This is a genomic window from Streptomyces sp. NPDC126510 (assembly GCF_040302345.1).
Taxonomy (GTDB): domain Bacteria; phylum Actinomycetota; class Actinomycetes; order Streptomycetales; family Streptomycetaceae; genus Streptomyces.
In genome coordinates this window covers 68997-88305 of sequence record NZ_JBEORR010000033.1, presented here as the reverse complement: position 1 = coordinate 88305, position 19309 = coordinate 68997, and the positions used below count along the sequence as shown (strand labels likewise).

General features: G+C 72.1%; 18 protein-coding genes and 1 pseudogene. 7 read left to right on the top strand and 12 right to left on the bottom strand.

Going from position 1 to position 19309, the window contains the following annotated elements:
* The first annotated feature begins 21 nt into the window (after positions 1–21).
* From ABTX60_RS34730 to ABTX60_RS34720, 3 genes are all read left to right on the top strand, one after another.
* A complete protein-coding gene (locus tag ABTX60_RS34730; RefSeq protein ID WP_352101003.1) occupies positions 22–1029 on the top strand; it encodes an NADP-dependent oxidoreductase in 1008 nt (335 codons plus the stop codon).
* Between the two features lie 24 nt (positions 1030–1053).
* Positions 1054–2106 (top strand): alcohol dehydrogenase catalytic domain-containing protein, encoded by a 1053-nt coding sequence (locus tag ABTX60_RS34725; RefSeq protein ID WP_352101002.1) that lies wholly within the window; start codon positions 1054–1056, stop codon positions 2104–2106.
* A gap of 73 nt (positions 2107–2179) precedes the next feature.
* Positions 2180–2785 (top strand): carboxymuconolactone decarboxylase family protein, encoded by a 606-nt coding sequence (locus ABTX60_RS34720; RefSeq protein WP_352101001.1) that lies wholly within the window; start codon positions 2180–2182, stop codon positions 2783–2785.
* Between the two features lie 196 nt (positions 2786–2981).
* On the opposite strand, the pseudogene ABTX60_RS43345 reads toward ABTX60_RS34720, so the two are convergent.
* A pseudogene (locus tag ABTX60_RS43345) lies at positions 2982–3074 on the bottom strand (aldo/keto reductase); the annotation flags it as partial.
* A gap of 704 nt (positions 3075–3778) precedes the next feature.
* Here ABTX60_RS43345 and ABTX60_RS34705 point away from each other — a divergent pair.
* Positions 3779–5020 carry a choice-of-anchor Q domain-containing protein gene (locus ABTX60_RS34705; RefSeq protein ID WP_352101000.1) on the top strand — a complete coding sequence of 414 codons (1242 nt, stop codon included), beginning with the start codon at positions 3779–3781 and terminating at the stop codon, positions 5018–5020.
* Positions 5021–5156: 136 nt separating this feature from the next.
* On the opposite strand, the gene ABTX60_RS34700 is transcribed toward ABTX60_RS34705, so the two are convergent.
* The 3 genes from ABTX60_RS34700 to ABTX60_RS34690 are packed head-to-tail and all read right to left on the bottom strand — an operon-like array spanning position 5157 to position 7198.
* Complete coding sequence (locus tag ABTX60_RS34700; protein WP_352100999.1) at positions 5157–5822, bottom strand: TetR/AcrR family transcriptional regulator; 666 nt, start codon at positions 5820–5822, stop codon at positions 5157–5159.
* A 10-nt stretch (positions 5823–5832) separates the two neighbouring features.
* Entirely contained in the window at positions 5833–6654 is an 822-nt protein-coding gene (locus ABTX60_RS34695; RefSeq protein ID WP_352100998.1) for a class I SAM-dependent methyltransferase, read from the bottom strand.
* Positions 6655–6688: 34 nt separating this feature from the next.
* Positions 6689–7198, bottom strand: coding sequence for a metallophosphoesterase family protein (locus tag ABTX60_RS34690; protein ID WP_352100997.1), 510 nt, complete (start codon positions 7196–7198; stop codon positions 6689–6691).
* Between the two features lie 208 nt (positions 7199–7406).
* Here ABTX60_RS34690 and ABTX60_RS34685 point away from each other — a divergent pair, with 208 nt between their 5' ends.
* Together ABTX60_RS34685 and rfbC are read left to right on the top strand one after the other, a co-directional pair.
* The gene (locus tag ABTX60_RS34685; RefSeq protein WP_352100996.1) at positions 7407–9350 is read left to right on the top strand and encodes a glycosyltransferase family 2 protein; all 1944 of its coding nucleotides are present in this window, start codon (positions 7407–7409) and stop codon (positions 9348–9350) included.
* A gap of 4 nt (positions 9351–9354) precedes the next feature.
* Positions 9355–9972 (top strand): dTDP-4-dehydrorhamnose 3,5-epimerase, encoded by a 618-nt coding sequence (gene rfbC, locus ABTX60_RS34680; protein ID WP_352100995.1) that lies wholly within the window; start codon positions 9355–9357, stop codon positions 9970–9972.
* Between the two features lie 201 nt (positions 9973–10173).
* On the opposite strand, the gene ABTX60_RS34675 is transcribed toward rfbC, so the two are convergent.
* The 7 genes from ABTX60_RS34675 to ABTX60_RS34645 form a co-directional block, all read right to left on the bottom strand.
* Positions 10174–10977, bottom strand: a complete 804-nt coding sequence (locus tag ABTX60_RS34675; RefSeq protein WP_352100994.1) for a class I SAM-dependent methyltransferase — start codon at positions 10975–10977, stop codon at positions 10174–10176.
* The gene (rfbD, locus tag ABTX60_RS34670; RefSeq protein ID WP_352100993.1) at positions 10964–11851 is read right to left on the bottom strand and encodes a dTDP-4-dehydrorhamnose reductase; all 888 of its coding nucleotides are present in this window, start codon (positions 11849–11851) and stop codon (positions 10964–10966) included. The genes ABTX60_RS34675 and rfbD overlap by 14 nt, the downstream gene beginning before the upstream one ends.
* Positions 11848–12828: a dTDP-glucose 4,6-dehydratase gene (gene rfbB / locus ABTX60_RS34665; RefSeq protein ID WP_352100992.1), complete on the bottom strand. Its 981-nt coding sequence runs from the start codon at positions 12826–12828 to the stop codon at positions 11848–11850. The genes rfbD and rfbB overlap by 4 nt, the downstream gene beginning before the upstream one ends.
* On the bottom strand, positions 12825–13892 hold the full coding sequence (locus tag ABTX60_RS34660) for a glucose-1-phosphate thymidylyltransferase (RefSeq protein ID WP_352100991.1): 1068 nt from the start codon (positions 13890–13892) through the stop codon (positions 12825–12827). The genes rfbB and ABTX60_RS34660 overlap by 4 nt, the downstream gene beginning before the upstream one ends.
* Positions 13893–14004: 112 nt before the next feature.
* A complete protein-coding gene (locus ABTX60_RS34655; protein ID WP_352101016.1) occupies positions 14005–14187 on the bottom strand; it encodes a hypothetical protein in 183 nt (60 codons plus the stop codon).
* Between the two features lie 177 nt (positions 14188–14364).
* Entirely contained in the window at positions 14365–14784 is a 420-nt protein-coding gene (locus ABTX60_RS34650) for a CBS domain-containing protein (protein ID WP_352100990.1), read from the bottom strand.
* Positions 14785–14863: 79 nt separating this feature from the next.
* Positions 14864–15799: a LysR family transcriptional regulator gene (locus tag ABTX60_RS34645; protein ID WP_352100989.1), complete on the bottom strand. Its 936-nt coding sequence runs from the start codon at positions 15797–15799 to the stop codon at positions 14864–14866.
* 161 nt (positions 15800–15960) lie between these two features.
* Between ABTX60_RS34645 and ABTX60_RS34640 the strand changes: the two genes are divergently transcribed.
* Positions 15961–16656 (top strand): type 1 glutamine amidotransferase domain-containing protein, encoded by a 696-nt coding sequence (locus tag ABTX60_RS34640; RefSeq protein ID WP_352100988.1) that lies wholly within the window; start codon positions 15961–15963, stop codon positions 16654–16656.
* A 30-nt stretch (positions 16657–16686) separates the two neighbouring features.
* On the opposite strand, the gene ABTX60_RS34635 is transcribed toward ABTX60_RS34640, so the two are convergent.
* On the bottom strand, positions 16687–19134 hold the full coding sequence (locus ABTX60_RS34635; RefSeq protein WP_352100987.1) for a SpoIIE family protein phosphatase: 2448 nt from the start codon (positions 19132–19134) through the stop codon (positions 16687–16689).
* Between the last annotated feature and the right edge of the window lie 175 nt (positions 19135–19309).

The following is a 19309-nucleotide window of genomic DNA, read 5'->3' as shown; positions in this document are numbered from 1 at the left end:
AGCCGAGGAGAGTCGCCGCTGATGAGCATGATCAACCGCCAGATACGCCTGGCCGCACGTCCCGTGGGAGAGCCGCGCCCCACCGACTGGGAGCATGCCGAGGAACCGGCGGGGCAGCCTGGCGACGGGGAGTTCCTGGTACAGGTGCTCTGTCTGTCGATCGACCCGGCGATGCGCGGCTGGATGAACGCGGGCAGGTCCTACATCCGCCCGGTGGAGATCGGCGAGGTGATGCGCGCCGGCGCGGTGGGGAGGGTGGTCGCCTCCCGGCATTCCGGGTTCGCGGTCGGCGACCATGTGTCGGGCACGTTCGGAGTGCAGGAGTACTGCGTGTCGGACGGACGCGGCGTGACCAGGGTCGACCCCGCGGCCGCTCCCCTGCCGACCTATCTCGGCACGCTCGGCATGTCGGGGCTGACGGCCTACTTCGGCCTGATCGAGGTCGGGCGTCCCGAGCCCGGGCAGACCGTCGTGGTCTCCGGAGCGGCCGGGGCCGTCGGCAGCGTCGTCGGGCAGATCGCCAAGATCCTCGGGTGCCGGGTGATCGGCATCGCCGGCGGCGAGGCCAAGTGCCGAATGGTGGTGGACGAGTTCGGGTTCGACGCCGCGATCGACTACCAGAGCGAGGACGTCCGCAAGGCCCTGCGCGAACACGCCCCCGACGGCGTCGACGTGTACTTCGACAACGTCGGCGGCGATGTTCTGGACGCCGTGCTGCTGCGGCTGGCGCGCGGCGCCCGCGTCGTGGTCTGCGGCGCGATCTCCCAGTACAACAGCACCAAGCCGCAGGGCCCCGCCAACTACCTGTCGCTGCTGGTGAACCGCGCCTCCATGACGGGCATCGTGGTCTTCGACTACGCCGACCGGTACGCGGAGGGCATCGCGCAGATGGCCGCGTGGCGGGCGGAGGGCCGGCTGAAGTCCCTGGAGGACGTGGTGTCCGGCCCGGTCGCGGCGTTCCCCGAGACCCTGATGCGCCTGTTCCGTGGTGACAACCGCGGCAAGCTGGTGCTGAAGATCGCGGACTGACCGGGCCGGGAAGGGAGAGATCCGATGAAGGCACTGACCTATCACGGCCGTCACGACATCCGCTACGGGGACGTCCCCGACCCGGCCGTCACCAGCCCCGGCGACGCGCTGGTGCGGGTGACCGCGGCCGGCATCTGCGGCAGCGACCTGCACATCTACGGCGGCAACGCGTTCAGCCCCGAACTGGGCTACACACCGGGACACGAGTGCGTCGGCGTGGTCGTCGACACCGGCGGCCAGGTCACCCGCTTCAAGCCCGGCGACCGGGTGCTGGTGCCCGCCTCGGTCGGCTGTGCTCAGTGCGGGCAGTGTGCGGCCGGGTTCACCGCCCGCTGCGAACGCGCCACGTCGAGCACGGAGCTCTGCTACGGAGTCGGCCCGAAGCTTCCCGGCAGCCAGGCCCAGACCCTGGCCGTGCCCTGCGCCGACGTCAATCTGGTGCACCTGCCCGAGGACATCTCCGACGAGGCGGCCGTCGTCCTCACGGACAACGCCCCCACCGCCTGGTACGGCTGCCGCCGTGCCCGCATCCAGCCCGGTGAGACCGTCCTGGTCGTCGGCCTCGGCCCGGTCGGCCTCATGGCCGCCCAGTCCGCCTTCGCGATGGGCGCGGCCCGGGTGCTGGGCGTGGACCTGGTCGCGGAGCGCCGTGCCTTCGCCGCCGGCCTGGGCGTCGAGCCGGTCGAGGGTGACGATGTGCGGTCGGCCATCCGGGACATGACCGCCGGCCGCGGCCCGGACGCCGTGGTGGAGGCGGTGGGGTCCGATGCCACCATCCAACTCGCCGTCAAGGCCGTCCGGCAGGCAGGCCGGGTCAGTGTCATCGGGGTCAGCCAGAACAAGGCGTTCCCGTTCCACATGTACCTGGCGCAGGTCAAGGAACTCGAGTTCGCCATCGGGCTGTGCTCGGTGCACTACGAACTCCCTCCCCTGATCGCCCTCACCCGTGCCGGACGGCTCAAGCCCGAGGTCGTGGTCTCCCATCACTTCGCCCTCTCCGAAGGGCCGGCGGCGTACGAACTGTTCGCGGGCCGCTCCGACGGCGTCCGCAAGATCGTTCTCGACCCGACGGGCTGACCGCTTCCGGCCCTTCACTGCGAGGCGTTCAGCCGGTCTCCTAGGGTGAGTCCCTCGGAGACCGGAGGCCGCCATGTCACAGCGCGACGAAGCCGCCCGACCCAACCGCCCGCGGCTGACGCCGCTCCCCGAAGAGCAGTGGGACCCGCGGACCCGGGAACTGCTGGCGCTCGCTCCTCACGACCCTGAGGGCGGGATCCCGAACATCTTCCCCACGCTCGTGCGCCACCCCGATCTGTACGAGCAGTTCCTGCCGTTCGGCGGCCAGTTGCTCGGCAGTGGCCGACTGCCCGGAGAAGTGCGCGAGTTGCTGATCCTGCGCACGGCGTGGAACACCGGCGCGCGGTACGAGTGGGGGCGGCACCTCCCTCTCGCCAGGGCCGCGGGCGTCACGGACGCGGACATCCACCGCGTCGGCGAAGGACCGGAGGCACCCGGCTGGGCGGACCTCCAGAGGCACCTGATCCGCGCGGCGGACGAGCTGCACGGCGATGCCACGATGTCCGACGCGACCTGGGAGTGTCTGGCCGAGCACTTCGGCGACGCCGAACTGATCGAGATCGTCATGCTGGTGGGGCAGTACCAGATGGTGGCCTTCTTCCTGAACGCCACCGGTGTGGAACTGGAGCCCGGCTTCCCCGCCACCGGCTTCCCGGAGGGGGAGGGGGAGCGCGGGTGAGGGTCTCCCGGACCGACCGGACCGTCATCCGGCCGTGCGCAAGGTACGCCCTCGATGCCGTCGGCAACGGGCACGGCAGACCGGCTGGATTCCGGCGCCGGCCGACTGGCCTCGCAGGTCGGACACGTCTTCGTCACTGAGGCTGAGATCGTTCGCCGCGAGGTTCCCCTCCAGGTGTTCGAGAGAACCGGCACCCTGCCGCGACGGGCGCGATCGCCCGGGCCTCGGCGAGGCGGGCGGCGTCGACGTTGCTGACGCCCAAGTGCCGGATCAGCCCCTCACTCCGGAGGCCGCACCGACGAATCGGCGGCCGAACGGCTCGGCGTCCCACTGCGCGCCTACCGGCGGCGGGTGGCCGAGCTGACGGCCGAACTCGAGGCCGACTCCCGCTTCCAGGCCGGGCTCCCCGCAGGCGAGCCGGGGCCACCCCGCTGAACCCTGGGGATCGCGGCCCTTCAGCGGTCTGCCCGCCTGGGCATCCCGGAGCGCATGACCGGCCGTCACGTCAACCCCCGAAGAGCTCCCGCCGGCGACCACTTGGGCTCGGCCGGTCCGGCCTGGCCGGTGCGGCTTCGGGCCCGCTGGTCCATGCCTGTCCGGGCTGGGTCCGAGCACGTCGATGCCGGCTTCTCCCCCGCCGCCCGCAAGAGCTCCGGCGGTAGGCCTCTCTCCGCTCGTCAGGCCTGGTCGCCAGACGTGCGGCCGCCTCGGTCGGTCCGCTCGTCGGACCAGCGGCATGCCATCGCCGATACGCCCCCGATGGCGGCGGCATCCCCATTCGGCCATTTCCGAGTGCGGCGATGGACACGAGGCACTCTGAATGGAACGCTCCCTCCAGAGCGCGAGGCGATACCCGGAAGGTGCACCTCCGGACGCCCACATGGCCGTTCCCTCGACGAACCGCGCATCGCTCACCAGCACGGAGTGCTCACCAAGTCCTCGCAGAAGCCGAGTCCTGGTACGCCCGGATTGCCTCACCTAGAGGGGTTCCAGATGAAACGCACAGCCGTCACGGCCGCCATCACCGCCGCCCTCCTCGTCACCGCCGCGCCCCCCGTGATCGCCCATTCCGCCGCTCCCGTGGACTCCGGTCCCGCGGCGTACACCGTGGACACCACGTCCGACGCGGTCGACGCCGACGGGGCGGACGGCCGGTGTCTCACCGCCTCGGGCCGGTGCAGCCTGCGTGCCGCGGTGATGGCCGCCAACGCCCGGCCGGGCAGTACGATCACGCTGCCTCCCGGCCACTACCGGCTGACGATCCCGCCCGACCCGCGGCTGATCGTCGGCGACCACCCCGACCCCACCACGGGCGACCTCAACGTCGCCGCCCCTGTCACGATCAAGGGCGGCGGCGCACGGACCACCGTCATCGACGCCAACCGCCTGGACCGGGCCTTCCGCATGCAGGCGGACTCCCGGCTGTCCGATCTGACGATCACCGGCGGGGTGACCGCGCAACGCGAGCTCCCCATCACCGACACCGGTGGTGGCGCGATCGCCAACGGACATCACATGACACTGCGACGGGTCACCGTGACCGGGAACTCCGCCGGCTACGGCGGCGGAATCTTCAACGTCCCGGACTCCCACCTCGATCTGATCGACAGCACCGTCAGCGGGAACACCGCGGGGGAGGCCGGGGGCATCAGATTCGACGACACCGGTACCGTGACCAACTCGACGATCGCGGACAACCGGGTGACGAACCCCGGCGACCGCCCCGGCAGCCTCGCCGGATACGGCGGAGGCGTCGACATCCGGGGGACCGGAGCGGTGGAGATCCTCAACTCCACCATCACCGGGAACCGTTCGAGCGACGGCGGGGGCGGGATCAACATCGCCCCCGCCTACCTCGACAGCCTGCCCGCGCCGATCCCCGACATCGTCGATCTCCCCCTCGGGCGCCTGACACTGCGCAACTCCGTCATCGCGAACAACACGGTCGACGGGGCGCCCGCCGACTGCAAGAAGGCCTTCGCGACCATCACGTCGCAGGGCCGCAACCTCGACGGCGACGGCAGCTGCCGACTGACCGCAGCGGGTGACCTGCCCAGCCGCACGCCCCTGATCGGACCGCTGACGGACAACGGCGGCCCCACCGACACCATCGCGCTGCTCCCCGGCAGCCCCGCGCTGGACGCGGCCGAGGGCTGCCCGGCCACCGACCAGCGCGGCGTCGCGCGCCCCCAGGGCGCGGCCTGTGACATCGGCGCCTACGAGGCCGTGTCGTGATGCCGCGCCACAGCCTCTGCTGACGCCGGCGCTCGAGGCGGTCGGGCCGGACCGGAGCCACCACCGCGTTCGCGGCCGACCGCCGCAGCCCGTTCCGGCAGCCCGCTCCCGTCCCCCGCGCAGCGGTGCGACGACCTCACCGAGCCGGCCTGGTCGTGACGGCGCCGGAGGGACCGCCCTCACCCGAGACGCCCCGCACGGGAACGCCGTGGTGGGTGGCCAGCGCCAGCAGGGCCACGCGCAGCGGTTCGGTCTCCAGGACCGCGTCCGGCTCGAACCAACGGGCCACCGCGGTTCCGCTCGTCATTCTGAGGATGAAGCGCGCCAGCTCGTCCGCCACCTCGGGGCGGTCATGCAGTGTGAAGACACAACGGACGGAATCCCGGGCCCAGGTCACCAGCGCATCGCGGTAGTGACGCACCTCGGCCACGGCCGCCGCGCTGGCGTCCTTCTGCACCATGCCCAGCCCCAACAGCAGCTTCACCCCTCGCGGGTGGTGCCGGAAGGCGCCCGCCAGCTCCGTGAGAAACGTGTCCAGACGCTGCGTGACGTCGACGCCCGGTACCTCGACCGGGGGCAAGGCGGCCAGCAGCGCGGTCCTCGCACGCTCCAGCACGGCGACGTAGATCCCGTCCTTGCTGCCGAAGTGCCAGTAGATCGAACTCGCCGGCAGACCGCATGCGGTGGAGATCATCGAAATGGACGTGGCGGCGTAGCCGTGGCGCGACATCAGCTCACCGGCGGTGTCCAGGATCGCGTCGCGGGACCGCGCGCCGCGGTCCAGAGCCGGTGCCTCCGTCATGGGGGCGACTCTAGACGAGGAGCTGCGAGTCGTCGCCTGCCGGTTTACGGCCCCGGGCCGAGATCATCGGCGAGGTGGCGAGGTCCAGGCGTCCCGCCTCCACGGCGGCGAGATGTCCGTCGATCTCCTCGTCCGTGGCGAGGCCCGCCGCGACGAGCCGGCCCCTGACCTGCCGGACTGTGGCCGCCTCCAGGACGTCGCAGGCGGGCGAGGTGATCGGGAAGTAGGCGTCGGCCTCGACGTCCACGAGGCCCGCCGCGCGCAGCAGCCTCGGCAGTCGGCGCCCGTAGGAGAGGTCTGCACCGCGCTGCCGCAGCAGTTCCCGGAAGCCGGTGCGGAGCCGGTTGGCCCGCTGTTGCTCGGGACCGTGCTCGTCGGGGCAGATCAGCGGCTGCAGTGCGGGATCGGCGTCCTCGACCAGCAGCACTCCCCCGGGCCGCAGGGCCTGCACCATGGAACGCAGCGCGGCGTCGCGCTCGGTGACGTGGACCAGGACGAGACGGGCGTGGACCAGGTCGAAGGGACCGGGCGGAGGGTCGTCGCGGCCGACGTCGTGCCGGAGGACCTCGACCCCCTCGGTGGCCGCCGTACCGGTCCAGGACACGTCGATGTCGGTGGCGAGCACCCGTCCGGCCGGTCCGACGCGCTCGCGCAGCCATGCGGCCACGCTCGGCCCGCCGGCCCCGACCTCCCAGCACCGCCAGCCCTCGGTGATCCCGGCCGTCTCGAAGTGCCGGAACGTCGAGGCGTCGAAGAGGGCCGCCAGCGCGTCGAAGCGCGTGCCGGCCTCGGCCTGCCGGTTGTCCAGGAGGTACCCCTCGTCCTGACCCATGCGTCGATCATGCCACGGGCGCGGCGGGGCGGTTTCAGCGCGGTGTGCGGGGCGGCAGCCGGTGCAGTTCCACGTCCGTGAGCCGCCCGTCGGCGACCGTGGCGGTCATGTACGTGCAGTAGGGCTGGCGGCGGCGGTCCGTCGGGGAGCCGGGGTTCAGCAGGCGCAGGCCGGTGGATGCCGTGGTGTCCCAGGGGATGTGGCTGTGGCCGAAGACCAGCACGTCCAGGCCGGGGAAGCGGACGGCGCACCGCTGCTCCCGGCCCTGCTTGGCGCCCGTCTCGTGGATCACGCCGAAGCGCACCCCGCCCAGCTCCGCGTACGCCACCTCCGGCAACCGGGCGCGCAGCTCCGGCCCGTCGTTGTTTCCATAGACGGCGACGAGCCTGCGGCAGCGTGCCTCCAGCAGATCGAGGGTGCCGGTGTCGACCCAGTCCCCGGCGTGAAACACGACGTCGGCGTGCGGGAGTTCGGCGAGCAGCGGGGCGGGCAGTTCCCTGGCCCGCTTGGGCAGGTGGGTGTCCGACATGAGAAGCAGGCGCACGTCCTCAGCCTAGGTGCTGCCGGCCGCTGCGGCCTGCAACCCGTTTGACCGCGAACAGACAGACCCCGCAGCTCAGTTACCGCACCGGCGTGATGATCACGGCGAGACCTCGAAAGGTGAGACGACCTCGCCGACCGGGTTAGCATCGGGCGACACGCAGTACAACAGGACGTCTACGGCAAGCGACCCGAAGGGGCCCGGAAACCCGATGCCGGTCAAGGTCAGCGTCATCGTCCCCGTGTACAACCCGGGGATCTACATCGAGGACTGCATCTCCTCGCTGCAGCGGCAGTCGCTGCCTCCCGACGAGTTCGAGGTGATCTTCGTCGACGACGGCTCGACCGACGAGACCCCGGCACGGCTCGACGCGCTCGCGGCCGAGGACCCCCGGATGAAGGTCATCCACCAGGAGAACTCCGGCTGGTCGGGCAAGCCCCGCAACGTCGGCATCGAGGCCTCCCGGGGCGAGTTCGTGATGTTCGTCGACAACGACGACTACCTCGGCGACGAAGCCCTGGAGCGGATGTACGACTACGGCGTGGCCAACGGCGCCGATGTCGTCGTGGGCAAGATGGCCGGCAAGAACCGCGCGGTGCCGGTGGAGCTGTTCCGCCGCAACCACCCGCGTGCCACGGTCGCGAACGCCCCGCTCATCGACAGTCTCACCCCGCACAAGATGCTCCGCCGGGCCTTCCTGGACCGCATCGGCCTGCGCTTTCCCGAGGGCCGAAGGCGCCTGGAGGACCACGTCTTCATCGCCGAGGCGTTCCTGCGCGCGGAGAACGTCTCGGTGCTCAGCGACTACGTCTGCTACTACCACATCCGCCGGGACGACGGCTCCAACGCCGGCTTCGAACGCTTCGACCCCGTCGGCTACTTCAAGAACCTCCGCGAGGCCCTCGACGTCGTCGAGCGGTACACCGAACCCGGTCCGGTGCGCGACCGGCTGTTCCGGCGCTGGCTGCGCGTGGAGATGGTGGAGCGGCTGCGGTCGCGGCGCCTGCTGAACCTGCCGGACGACTACCGCAGGGAGCTGTTCGGGGAGATCCACGAGGTCGTGGTCGAGCGCTTCGGGCCCGGTGTCGCGGCCGGACTGCAGCCGACGCAGCAGGTCATCGCCGCGCTGACGGCGGCCGACCGCTACGACGACGTGGTGGCCTTCGCGGAGTGGGAGGCGGGCGTCGCCCCCGCGGCGGCCCCCGGGGACATCGAGTGGCGTGACGACCGGCTCCGTATCGGTTTCACGGCCGAGTACCTGTCCGGCGACGAGCCGATGCTGTTCCCCGCCGACGCCGAGGCCACGCCGCTCAGCGACGTGCCGAAGGACGTGACCGAGGCGGTGCGGTGGGTGGCCTCGGAGACCGCGGCGCGGTTCGGGCAGGCGACGGCCGATCTGCTGCTGCGCGAGCGCTCCAGCGCCGCACAGTACTTCCAGCCGGTGGAGTTCACGCGCGAGACCGTGCCGGCCGGGGACGGCGAGGAGGTCCGGCTGGTGCTGCGGGCGACCGCCACCGTCGACCCGGCCGCCCTGCCCCGCGACGGCGTATGGGACGCGCTCGTCCGCGTGAAGTCGGGCGGTTGGACCAAGGAGTGCCGGCTGGGCCCGGCGCCGCGCGAGGACCGGCCCGTGCCCCACGCGGGAGTCGTCGGCGACCGCCCGGTGCTGCCGTACTGGACCGAACCGCACGGCAACCTCTCCCTTGAGCTCGGCGCGCGCGGCAAGCGGCTCGGGCTGGGCCGTGTGCAGCTGGGCGACGTCACCGTCTCCGACGGGCGATTGCGTGTCGTGCTCCCCGTGTACGTCACGGGTGACAGGGAGGTACGACTGAGGTTCGTCTCCTCCAGCCGGATCCTGGAGACACCCGGCACCCTCTCCCCCGACGCGGACCGGCCCGCCTCGGTGCTGGCGGCGAACCTGCCCGCCGAGGACCTCCCGGGCGACGTCTGGCGGGTGGCCGTGTGCCTGAACCCCGGCGCCGAGGGGGCTCGCTTCGCCGGCCTGCCGTTCGCGCTGCGAGCCGGCGGCGGGAGCGTGCTGGTGACGCCGGCTCCGGGGCCCGGAGTCGCGCTGCGGCTGGCCCGGCGTGCGCGCCGCGTGCTCGGCGCCGCACGCCGGACGGTGAATTCCCGTATCAGGACCCGAGGACGGTGACGGTATGCGACCGCTGGGGATAGAGGGCGCCTGGGTCCTGGAAACCAAGATCTTCCCGGACAACCGCGGCAGCTTCCACGAGTGGTACCGCGGTGCGGAGTTCCGCGAGGCGACGGGGCACGACCTGTCCCTGGCCCAGGCCAACTGCTCGGTCTCGCGGCGGGGCGTGCTGCGGGGTGTGCACTTCGCCGACGTGCCGCCAGGCCAGGCCAAGTACGTCACGTGTGTACGCGGTGCCGTCCTGGACGTGGTGATCGACATCCGCGTGGGCTCCCCCACCTACGGCGCATGGGAGGCCGTACGGCTCGACGACGACACGCGCCACGCGATGTTTCTCGCGGAGGGCCTCGGCCACGCCTTCATGGCCCTCACGGACGACGCGACGGCGGTCTACCTGTGCTCGGAGGGCTACGCCCCGGGCCGCGAACACGGCATCCATCCGCTCGACCCGGCCCTGGGCATCGAATGGCCCGAGGGCATCACCCCGCTCCTGTCCCCCAAGGACGAGCAGGCCCCGACCCTGGCCGAGGCGGAGCGACGGGGGCTGCTGCCGTCGTACGAGGCCTGCCAGGCGTATTACGCGCGACTGAGGGGCGAACCGGGTACGCCGGCCGACGGCTGAGGCAGCCGGAGCACCGGCACACCGCAGGCCCGGACGCATGCGGCGTCCGGGCCTGTCGCATGCTCCGGGCCGGTGTTCACCGCGTCGGGGCCGGTGTCCCGTCAGGCCGGGAAGGTGATTCCCGTATCCGGGCCTGTGTCCCACCACCCGGGGAAGGCCGTCGGCGCCGGCCGCACCCGGGTGGTGGCCGGCGCCGTCGTCTCAGCGGCTGACGCCGACCTGCTGCAGGGCCTTGCGCAGGGGCTCCCAGCCGACGGAGCGGGGCAGGCCCCGGTTACGGGCCTGGGTGAGGGGGCGCCAGAAGCCCGCCTCCAGGAGGGTCTCGGGGCGGACCGCCCCGGCCCGTTCCAGGATCGCCTCGGGGACCTTCTGCGGGTCGGGGATCTTGTACTCGGCCATGATCTCGTCGTACTTGTCGTGCAGAACCCGGTTGTTCGGGTCGGCGCCGAAGACGACCAGCTGGCCGGTGGGTGCGGTGTCCACCTGCACGGTGACCAGGTCGGGACGGTAGCGCGCCAGAACCTCGGTGATCTTGAAGACGTCGCCGGTCCAGGCGTTGGTGTGCCGGTCCCGGGCCGCCTCGTCCACGCTGCGCGGCAGCATGTCGTCGAGGACGATCACACTGCCCCAGTCCGAGTACTTCTCGACGTTCATGAAGTCGCGCAGCGCGAACTCGAACAGGTGCATGCCGTCGATGAACGACAGGTCCAGCGTCGTGCGGCGCCAGTAGCCGATCGGGCTGCGGCCGCGGCGCAGGTTGCGCAGCGGGTGACGGCCGCCCTTGAGGTGCTGGAGCGGGTTCTCACGCGCGAAGAAGTCGTCGCTGGTGGCCTTCACCAGGTGGACGTCGCACCGCAGCTCCGAGACCACCTTGAAGGCGGGGTCGATCGCGATGCTGGGGACGCGGGACAGCGTCAGGCTGCGCCCGTCGTTGACGCCGATCTCCAGGTAGTTGCGATTGGCGCTGACCTTGTGCAGTTCCCGGAGGAACTCATGGCGTTTCACGAGGAAGACCTTCCTTGCGGATGCGGGGCAGTGCTTCGTGCAGGGCGGAGCGCCAGTCGCGTGGCAGGGGCAGGCCGATCTCCTGCCACCTCCGGTGCGCGAGGGCGCTGTACGCCGGGCGGGGCGCCGGCCGGGGGAAGGCCGCGCTGCTGGTGGGGCGCACCCGGTGCGGGTCGGCGCCGATGAGGGAGAACACCTCGCGGGCGAGGTCGTGCCAGGTGGCCTCGCCGGAGCTGGTCGCGTGGAAGATCCCGTGCGCGTCGGGGCCGAGCCGGGGGCCGAGCTCGGCGATCCGTGCGGCGACGTCCGCGCTCCAGGTGGGCTGCCCGCGCTGGTCGTCGACGACGTCGAGGGTGTCCCGGCGGGCCTCCAGTCCGATCATGGTCCGGACGAAGTTGGCGCCGTGGACGCCGTACAGCCACGCCGTGCGCACGATCGCGCTCGCGCCGGGGAGCTCTTCCAGGACCGCCCGTTCCCCGGCCAGCTTGGTGCGGCCGTAGGCGGTGCGCGGGCCGGTCGGGTGATCCTCCGGGTAGGGGGCGGTGCGGTCCTCGCCGGAGAAGACGTAGTCCGTGGAGACGTGGATCAGGCGGGCGCCGTGCGCGGCGCAGGAGCGGGCCAGCAGGCGCGGGCCGTCGCCGTTGATCTCCAGGGCGCGGGCCTCGTCGGTCTGCGCGTCGTCGACGGCCGTGTAGGCGGCGCAGTTCACGACCAGGTCGGGGCGGTGCTGCCGTACGGCTGAGCCGACGGCCGAGGGGTCGGTGATGTCCAGGGCGGCGCGGTCGAGGCCGACGACGCTCTCGCCGCGGTGCGTCAGTTCCTCGACGACGTCACGGCCGAGCATCCCGCCCGCGCCGGTGATCAGCCACCTCATGCCCGCTCCTGGGCGACGCGCTGCTTCAGGGGCTCCCACCAGGCGCGGTTGTCGCGATACCAGGCGACGGTCTCGGCGAGTCCGGTGGTGAAGTCGTGGCGGGGGCGGTAGCCGAGTTCGTCGCGGGCCTTGGTGCAGTCGACGGAGTAGCGCAGGTCGTGGCCCTTGCGGTCCTCGACGTGACGGACCCGGTCCCAGCCCGCTCCGCAGGCGTCCAGGAGCAGGCCGGTGAGCTCCTTGTTGGTGAGTTCGGTGCCGCCGCCGATGTTGTAGACCTCGCCGGGCCGGCCCTTCGTGCGGGCGAGGTCGACGCCCTGGCAGTGGTCGTCCACGTGCAGCCAGTCGCGAATGTTGCGGCCCTCGCCGTACAGCGGCACGGTGTGGCCGTCGAGGAGGTTGGTGACGAACAGCGGGATGACCTTCTCGGGGAACTGGTGCGGGCCGTAGTTGTTGGAGCAGCGCGTGACGCGCACGTCCAGGCCGTGGGTGCGGTGGTAGGCGAGCGCGAGCAGGTCGGAGGAGGCCTTGGAGGCGGAGTACGGCGAGTTGGGCCGGAGCGGGTGGTCCTCGGGCCAGGAGCCGGACTCGATGGAGCCGTAGACCTCGTCGGTGGAGACGTGCACGAAGGGGCCCACCCCGTGGCGCAGCGCGGCGTCCAGCAGGGTCTGGGTGCCGAGGACGTTGGTGCGGACGAAGTCGGCGGCGCCGCTGATGGAGCGGTCCACATGGGACTCGGCGGCGAAGTGCACGACCTGGTCCGCGCCGGCCGTCAGCTTGTCGACGAGTTCGGCGTCGCAGATGTCGCCCTGGACGAACTCCAGCCGGGGGTGGGTCAGTTCGAGGTTGTCGAGGGTGCCGGCGTAGGTGAGCTTGTCCAGCACGGTGATGCGCGGCGCGTCGGGTGCGTCCGAGGCGAGCAGGGCGCGGACGTAGCGGGAGCCGATGAACCCGGCGGCGCCGGTGACGAGGAGGTTCATGAAGTGATCTGCACCTTGCTGTGGTCTCCGAGGACGAGGCGGTGGGCGCTGGGGACGCTGGGGGCGGGGGTCACCTCGACGTGCCGGCCGATCAACGAGGACTCGATCCGGCCGACGCCCTGGATCGAGGAGTCCCGCAGCACGATCGAGAACTCCAGCTCGCTGTCGGTGATCCGGCAGTTCTCGGCGACGGAGGTGAAGGGACCGATGTAGGAGTTGCTGACGACGGTGCCCGAGCCGATGACGACCGGCCCGACGACACGGGAGCCCACGATCCGGGCGCCCTCCTCCAGGACGACGCGCCCGATGGTCTCCGAGCCGTCGTCCACGTCGCCGTCGATGCGGCGCTCCACGGCTTCGAGGACCGTGCGGTTCACCTCGAGCATGTCGCCGACGTTGCCGGTGTCCTTCCAGTAGCCCTTGATGACCGTGGAGCGCACGTCGGCGCGGGTGTCGATCAGGTGCTGGATGGCGTGGGTGATCTCCAGTTCGCCGCGCCAGGACGGTTCGACGGCGCGGACCGCCTCGTGGATGAGGGGCGTGAACATGTAGACGCCGACCAGCGCGAGATCGCTCTTGGGCTGGTCGGGTTTCTCCTCCAGGCCGATGACCTGCCCGGACGGGTCGAGTTCGGCGACTCCGAAGGCGCGCGGATCGGCGACGCGGGTGAGCAGGATCTGGGCGTCGGGCCGGTTCCCGCGGAACTCGTCGACGAGGCCGGTGATGCCGCCGACGATGAAGTTGTCGCCGAGGTACATCACGAAGTCGTCGTCACCGAGGTAGTCCCGGGCGATCAGCACCGCGTGCGCCAGCCCGAGGGGCCGCTCCTGGGGGATGTAGGTGACGTCCAGACCGAACTTCGACCCGTCCCCGACCGCTTCCTGGATCTCCGCGGCCGTCTCCCCGACGACCATGCCCACTTCGGTGATGCCGGCCTCGGCGATCGACTCCAACCCGTAGAACAGGACGGGCTTGTTGGCCACGGGCACGAGTTGTTTGGCCGACGTGTGCGTGATCGGCCTCAGTCTTGTTCCTGCGCCGCCGGACAGCACGAGAGCCTTCATTCGGTTCACCTTAGTCGTGAACCGGCGGATGTGAACATCACTTCTTTTGGTTACCGATGCGCGGAGTTACTCGGATCGTCACCGCGCGGTCCCGCGGAACGGGATCAGGGGATCAGTCCTCACCGCGGACGATGTTCCACTCCGGCCCGGAGCGCACCGTCCCGGGGGTGCCCCGGTCCCCGACGGCGGGGAGGCAGGTCCGCAGCGCGGCCTTTCCGCGCAGGCGGCGTGCCTTCGACCAGCCGGTCTCGTACTGACGGACGACGGGCTTCTCACTGGTGTCCATGGACTCCACGACTCATCATCTTCCTTCTTGTTCCGCTCTTGTTCGAGTGCCCGGCGAAAAACCGAACAAACCCGGCGCGGAACACCTGCACGGCTGCATCGAACTCCCTTTCGCCCACCCGGCGTTCGGCGCAAACAGAGGTCCCGGGCCCCATACGGGCCCGGGACCGTCCGACGAGATGCCCATTCAGGCATTGGGGCGCGCGGCGCTGATGTCGCCGAGCGCCGACTCGGGGTCGCGCTCCATGGCCATGTCTCCCAGGGAGACGATGCCGACGGGGTGCCCGTGGTCGACGACCGGGATGCGGCGCACGGAGTGCTCGCGCATCAGCTCCACCGCTTGGACCAGGTCCTCGTCGGGACCGACGGTGACCAGCTCGTCGCTGCACGCGCCGGCCACGCTGATCCGCTCCGGGTCGCCGCCCTTGCTGACCGACCGCACCACGAGGTCGCGGTCGGTGACCAGGCCCCGAAGATGGTCGCCGTCCGTCACCAGGACGGCCCCGAGGTCCTCGTCGCGCATGATGCGCGCCACCTCGGCAACGGAGGTCTGCGGCTCGACGGTGACCGGGTCGCCGGTCATGATGTCGCGGACATGCTGAGCCATGACGCTTCTCTTCCTTTTCCTTCGGCTCGGGGCGGTTTTCCGTCCTGCGTCACGCCGGGTACCCGTTCGCCGGGCGGCATCACCAGGTGCGGCCGGCCTCCAGCAGCCGGTCGCGGACGAGGGCGACGTGCGGGTTCTCCGAGGTGCCCGGCCGCCGGACCAGCCAACCGGTGTTGATCGGCGCGTCCTCGGGGGCGTCGAGGAGGACCAGGGCGCCGGACGCCAGTTCCCCGGCGCACAGGTAGCGCGGCAGCACGCTGAATCCGGCACCGGCCGTGACCAGGGCCAGGACGGCCCTCAGGTCCGGCACCGAGACGGCGGCGCGGCAGTTCAGGCGGCGGCCGAAGACGTGCCGCCAGTAGCGGCGCACGATGGGCAGGTCCTCGGCGTACGTGATCAGCGGGATGTCGTGCAACGCGGCGGGCCCGTCGGCGGCCCCGCGCTCCGCGGCACGGTCGGCCCAGACGGGTGCGGCGACCAGGACGAACTCCTCGTCCGTCAGCGGCACCGCGGACAGGGTGCGGCCGCGGGGCCGGGTGGTGGCGATCACCAGGTCGTGGCGGCCGGCGCGCAGTTCGTCGAGCAGGGGATCGGTCAGTCCCGTCGCCACGCGCAGCCGTACACCCTCGGTGACCAGCGGGGCGAGGGCGGGCAGGGCCCGCGTGGAGAGCAGCTCGGCGGGCCCGGCCAAGTGGACCGGCTCGGCGTGCGACTCCTCCCGGGGGCCGTGACCGGTGGCTGCCGCGAGGGCGTCGAGGGGGGCCGCGACCCGGGTGGCGAGTTCGTGGGCCACGGCGGTGGGGGCGACGCCGCGCGGCAGCCGTTCGAACAGCTCCCGGTGGGTCTGCCGCTCCAGCGAGCGGATCTGCGTGGTGACGGTCGGCTGGGACAGGCCCAGCAGCTGGGCCGCGGCCGTGAAGGAGCCGGACCGGTAGACGGCCAGGAAGGTGCGCAGCAGGTTGAGGTCGGGCTGTGCGGGGGTGCCGGTCGTGCCGAGCGGGTCGATGGGCCTCACGCAACCCGACCCTAGCGCGCTGCGCCATCGGAAAAGCTATGGCTGCCATTGGTTCGGACATTGGAAAACTTGGGGCCCGCGGGTCTACGGTCGTCACCGTCCGAGTCATCGATCATCGCCGCACTGCCCGACCGCGGCCCGTCTCTTGGAGATGCACCACCATGTCGAAGATCCTCTTCGTCGTCACCGGCGCCGACACCTGGACCCTGGCCGATGGCACCGGCCACCCCACCGGCTTCTGGGCCGAGGAGGCCGTCGCCCCGTACGAGGCGTTCCGGGCCGCCGGCCACGAGGTCGTCGTGGCCACGCCCGGCGGTGTCGAGCCCCCCGTCGACCGGGCGTCCCTGGCTCCCGAGGTCAACGGCGGGCAGGAGAACGCCGACCGGATCGCGAAGGCCCTGGAGTCCTTCACCGAGCTGCGGCATCCCGTGCGGCTCGAGGACGTCCGGTTGGAGGACTACGCGGCCGTCTTCTACCCCGGTGGCCACGGCCCGATGGAGGACCTCGCCGTGAACACCGACTCCGGCCGGCTGCTCGCCCGGGCCCTGGAGTCGGGCAGGCCGCTCGGTGTCGTCTGCCACGGGCCGGCCGCGCTGCTGGCCGCCGTCGGGGCCGACGGCCGCAACGTCTTCGCCGGTTACGAGGTCGCGGCGTTCACCAACGCCGAGGAGATCCAGGGCGGTCTCGCCGACCGTGCCGCCTGGCTGCTCCAGGACCGTCTCACCGAGGCCGGGGTGACCGTGCGGGCCGGTGAGCCGTGGGCCCCGCACGTGGTCACCGACCGGAATCTGGTCACGGGCCAGAACCCCGCGTCGTCGGCCCCGCTGGCGGAGGAGATGCTGAAGCGGCTGGGCTGAGCCGCCGCACCCCGCCCGGGCCGGAGGTGCTCAGCGCCCCAGCGGCAGCTCCGCCCACACCTGCTTGCCGCCGCTGACCGGCAGGGTGCCCCAGGTCGCGGCGAGAGCCTCGACGAGGAGGATGCCCCGGCCGCCGGTGGCCTCCCAGCCGATGCTGGTCGGTCTGACCGGTGAGCGGGGGGAGGCGTCGGCGACGGCGACGCGCAGACGGCTGCCGATGACGGTGAGGTCCATGCGGACCTTGCCGTCGGTGTGCACCAGGGCGTTGGTGACGAGTTCGGAGACGACGAGCAGGACGGCGTCGTACTCGGCGGTGACGCCCCAGGAACGCAGGGTGCGCCGGGCGAAGCGGCGGGCGTGCCCGACGGCCTGCGGCACCCGCCAGACCGTCCAGCTCTCCCGCAGCGGGCGCAGGGCCATGCCGTCGTAGCGCAACAGGAGCAGGGCGACGTCGTCGCTGCGCGGGGCATCGCCCAGCAGGGTGTCGGCGATCAGCCCCAGGTCGGCGGGTGCGGCGTCCGCCAGTCGCGCGGCGAGGTGGTCCATGCCTTCGTCGATGTCGGAGTCGGGCGTCTCCACGAGCCCGTCCGTGGCCAGGGTGATCAGGGTGCCGGGCGGGAGCCGCAGCGGGCTCATGGGGAAGTCGGCCCGGGTGACCACCCCGAGAGGCGGACCGCCCTCGGCCTCCGCGATCTCGGTCCGGCCGTCCGGGTAGCGCAGCACCGGCGGCAGATGCCCGGCCCGCACGCACCAGGCGGCGCCCTCCTCCAGGTCGACGTCGACGTAGCAGCAGGTGGCGAAGAGGTCGCTCTCCATGTCCGTCAGCAGTCGGTTGGCGTGCGCGACGACCACGTCCGGGGGGTGCCCCTCGACGGCGTAGGCGCGAAGGGCCGTGCGCATCTGGCCCATGAGGGTGGCGGCCCCGGCGCTGTGGCCCTGGACGTCGCCGATGACGAGGGCGACGTGGTGATCGGGCAGCGGGATGACGTCGTACCAGTCGCCGCCGAGTTCGAGCCCGGCCGTGCTGGGCAGGTAGCGGGCGACGGCCACCGCGCCCGGCAGCCGGGGCAGGCTGCGCGGCAGCAGCTGGCGCTGGAGCATGCCGACGAGTTCGTGCTCGGCGTCGAAGGCCCGGGCCCGGACGAGGGCCTGTCCGGCGAGGCCGGCGCAGGCGGTGAGCAGGGCGCGTTCGTCGGTGCCGAAGTCGTGCGGGGTGTCCCAGCCGATCAGACAGGCGCCGGCCATGCGGTTCCCGGCGGGCAGCGGCAGGACGGCGAGGCCGCCGGGGCCCACCTCGGCCAGGGCGCGTTCCAGGGGACTGCCGGCGGGCCAGATGCGGGCCCGGCCCGCGCGCAGTGCCGCGGCGAGCGTGGGCATCGCGCGCACGGGCGCGTCGGGCCACTCGGTGCGCCACTCCGACCGCCACAGCTCGGGCCAGGCCTCGGGTTCGGGCGGGTCGAGCACGGTGACGACGAGCCGCTCGCTCTCCAGCTCGGCGAGGGCGATCCGGTCGGCCCGCAGGGGCCCGCGCAGCGCGGCGACCACGGCCTTGCCCACGTCGCGGACGGTGACGGCGGTGGCCAGCGCGGCGGCCAGGCGCTGGACCCGGGCCACGTCGGTGACGTCGGAGCGCAGCGTGGAGACGTCGACGACCGTGCCCACGAGCCGTGCCGGGCGGCCCTCGCCGCCGGGCAGCAGGCGCCCCCGCAGCCGGAGCCACTTCGGGGGACCGGCGGGCTGGAGCACCCGGAACTCCAGCTCGCGGTCGCCGATCGACATGTGGTCCGCCTCCACCACGGACATCAGCGACGGCAGGTCATCGGGGACGGTCAGGCTGAGCAGTGTCTCGACCCGGCCGTCGAACTCCACCGGGTCCAGGCCGAACAGGTCCAGCAGGTCGTCGCCGACCCGGACGCGGCCGGTGTCCATGGCGAGTGTGAAAGCGCTCGGTGGCAGCTCGCCGGCCTCCGCGGGCGCGGCCGGGGCGGTGAAGGCGACCGCGTCGGAGACGAGCTCCAGGCACCTGAGGTCGTCGGCGGCGAACCCGTCGGGGCGCTCGCTCACCGCCAGCAGGCAGCCGCCGTCCCCCTGCACGGGCAGGGCCGTCAGGAAGAAGTCCGGGGAGGGCACGCGCCGTGCCTGGGCGTGCTCGGCGAGCTCCGCCGGGCCCAGCGACACCGGCCGTCCGCGGCGATGGGCCTCGGCGACGGGGGACCGCCCGCCGCGCGGGTAGCTGTCGCGCAGTCCGTACAGGGTCCGGGGCACTCCGGCCGACTCCATCAGGCACAGCAGCTCGCCGTCCTCGCTGGGCGCGTAGACGGCGGCGAGTGCCGCACCGGCGAACACCAGTGCCTGTTCGAGGACGCGGCGCAGCCGTTCGGGCGACTCCTGATCGATCGCGATCGCCCTGAGGGCACCTTCGGCACGCAGCGTTCGCGTTCCGCGCTCCTGGGCGCCCTGACTGACCACGTTGGCCATTACAGCGCTTATAGGACACCTGCGCAGCCCCTGTGGGCGTTCCGTGGAGGAGCGCCCGGCGAGCGCACTCGAAAGGAACCGAACATGTCTTTACGCATGCGTTCCGCACGGTGTTCTCGTGACAGGCGTGACTGTGCGTGCCCGTCTGGTGGCTGGAAAGCTCGGTGCTCGTCAG

Bases quoted from the DNA above. Each gene is read 5' to 3' on its own strand.
- ABTX60_RS34730 (WP_352101003.1), top strand. From the start codon at position 22: ATGAGCATGATCAACCGCCAGATACGCCTGGCCGCACGTCCCGTGGGA.
- ABTX60_RS34725 (WP_352101002.1), top strand. From the start codon at position 1,054: ATGAAGGCACTGACCTATCACGGCCGTCACGACATCCGCTACGGGGAC.
- ABTX60_RS34720 (WP_352101001.1), top strand. From the start codon at position 2,180: ATGTCACAGCGCGACGAAGCCGCCCGACCCAACCGCCCGCGGCTGACG.
- ABTX60_RS34705 (WP_352101000.1), top strand. From the start codon at position 3,779: ATGAAACGCACAGCCGTCACGGCCGCCATCACCGCCGCCCTCCTCGTC.
- ABTX60_RS34700 (WP_352100999.1), bottom strand. From the start codon at position 5,822: ATGACGGAGGCACCGGCTCTGGACCGCGGCGCGCGGTCCCGCGACGCG.
- ABTX60_RS34695 (WP_352100998.1), bottom strand. From the start codon at position 6,654: ATGGGTCAGGACGAGGGGTACCTCCTGGACAACCGGCAGGCCGAGGCC.
- ABTX60_RS34685 (WP_352100996.1), top strand. From the start codon at position 7,407: ATGCCGGTCAAGGTCAGCGTCATCGTCCCCGTGTACAACCCGGGGATC.
- rfbC (WP_352100995.1), top strand. From the start codon at position 9,355: ATGCGACCGCTGGGGATAGAGGGCGCCTGGGTCCTGGAAACCAAGATC.
- rfbD (WP_352100993.1), bottom strand. From the start codon at position 11,851: ATGAGGTGGCTGATCACCGGCGCGGGCGGGATGCTCGGCCGTGACGTC.
- rfbB (WP_352100992.1), bottom strand. From the start codon at position 12,828: ATGAACCTCCTCGTCACCGGCGCCGCCGGGTTCATCGGCTCCCGCTAC.
- ABTX60_RS34660 (WP_352100991.1), bottom strand. From the start codon at position 13,892: ATGAAGGCTCTCGTGCTGTCCGGCGGCGCAGGAACAAGACTGAGGCCG.
- ABTX60_RS34650 (WP_352100990.1), bottom strand. From the start codon at position 14,784: ATGGCTCAGCATGTCCGCGACATCATGACCGGCGACCCGGTCACCGTC.
- ABTX60_RS34640 (WP_352100988.1), top strand. From the start codon at position 15,961: ATGTCGAAGATCCTCTTCGTCGTCACCGGCGCCGACACCTGGACCCTG.
- ABTX60_RS34635 (WP_352100987.1), bottom strand. From the start codon at position 19,134: ATGGCCAACGTGGTCAGTCAGGGCGCCCAGGAGCGCGGAACGCGAACG.